The sequence below is a fragment of the Moorena sp. SIO3I6 genome, assembly GCF_010672095.1.
The window spans coordinates 1-1,421 of record NZ_JAAHHU010001326.1; the positions used below are offsets into that span (position 1 = coordinate 1).

Annotated in this window: 1 protein-coding gene and 1 pseudogene; both read right to left on the reverse strand. The window is 43.6% G+C overall.

Annotation, left to right across the window (positions count from 1 at the left end):
* Positions 1-535: 535 nt before the first annotated feature.
* A complete protein-coding gene (locus F6K49_RS48995) occupies positions 536-1,153 on the reverse strand; it encodes a Uma2 family endonuclease (RefSeq protein ID WP_293109980.1) in 618 nt (205 codons plus the stop codon).
* Between the two features lie 140 nt (positions 1,154-1,293).
* Positions 1,294-1,421, reverse strand: a pseudogene (locus F6K49_RS49000) (DNA-binding protein); the annotation flags it as partial.

Sequence of the window (1,421 nt, forward strand, 5' to 3'; positions counted from 1 at the left end):
TTAAATTCATATTGTTACAATATTAGGCTAACTGCTTAAGCAAAACCGTTAATCCTAATAGGGAACAGGGAATAGGGAATAGGGAACAGGGAGCAGGGAGTAAGCACTACAGTGTCGGATGCGTAGACACAATGATTAATGCAAATGGGATGCTCAGCAAACAGCCCCTACACGATGCTCGGTAAGAGCCGCTACGGGAAGGCACTACAGTGATCGGATCCATATCCACAACAGTTAATCCCAATGGGATTGGCCTAAGGCCATGCTAAGCGATCACGCGATGAAGCGAAGCTTCCGCTAAAAGCGATTGGCCTAAGGCCACGCTACGCGAACGCACCATCGCATCTCTTTCCTACTATTCCCTATTCCCTGTTTAGCTCAATCCTATATGGCATCTCAACTAAAAATGCCATAGGGTTTTTGATAGTTATGAGGTACATTCAATTTTATTACCCCTACTCCCTACTCCCTACTCCCTACTCCCTAAAACCTAGGACTTTTTACCTAACCCAATTGAAAACTGCTATACTGCTGATTAACTGACCGCTTGAAAAACCTGTTCAGCATTTAACGTTAATTCTGGAAAGGTTGGCGATAGGATACGGTTAGCTCCTCGGAACTGACTAACGTGATATTCGCCATCTATCAATTGGTAGACCGATAACGTAGGTTGTTTAGGATTGCCGATAAATCGCCTACCGCCTAAACCTAAATAATCAACAATCCAATATTCAGCAATTCCGAAAGACTCATAATCTTCCAGTTTTAAAGCATAATCGTCGCTCCAGTTTGTTGAAACCACTTCTACAACTAAACGAACAGAAGACCCCCGTGTGATAATGGATTCTTTTTCCCAGCGTGGTTCGTTATCCGTAACCCTTTGCTTGTCTAAAACGATGACATCTGGTTCATACCCAGACTCTGTTTGTGGTTTGATCACGCATTCTTTGGGAATAAAGTAAGGCAATTGACAGCGCCGAATTTCTAAAAACAGTTCACCTCCTATAAACCCGGCTACCTCTGAATGCATTCCTGTTGGTTTTGGCATCTCGACAATTACCCCATCATGCAGTTCGTAGCGCTTTTCTGAATTGACTGGATACCAATCAATAAATTGATCAAATGTTACTGGTTTGGGTAAGGCTTGAATCATTTTGGACTTCAGGGAGCAGGGAGCAGGATTGTAAGTGTTGTTAAGTATGGGGAGCAAATGGTGTACTTTGCACCATGAGTGACTGATCGCTATTCCCTATTCCCAGGGCGTAGCGCTCTCACTAATAGCTTAGACCTGGCTCAGCTCACCTTAAAATCAGAAATCGTCTCAATCCATACCCGTGCTCCACAATTTAGGGGATTATCTGGGCGATACATCACCCGACAAGGGCCATTGACTTCAACAGTATGACCGTAAATGTTTTTAA

Coding starts and splice junctions, on each gene's coding strand:
- F6K49_RS48995 (WP_293109980.1), bottom strand. CDS start 1,153: ATGATTCAAGCCTTACCCAAACCAGTAACATTTGATCAATTTATTGAT.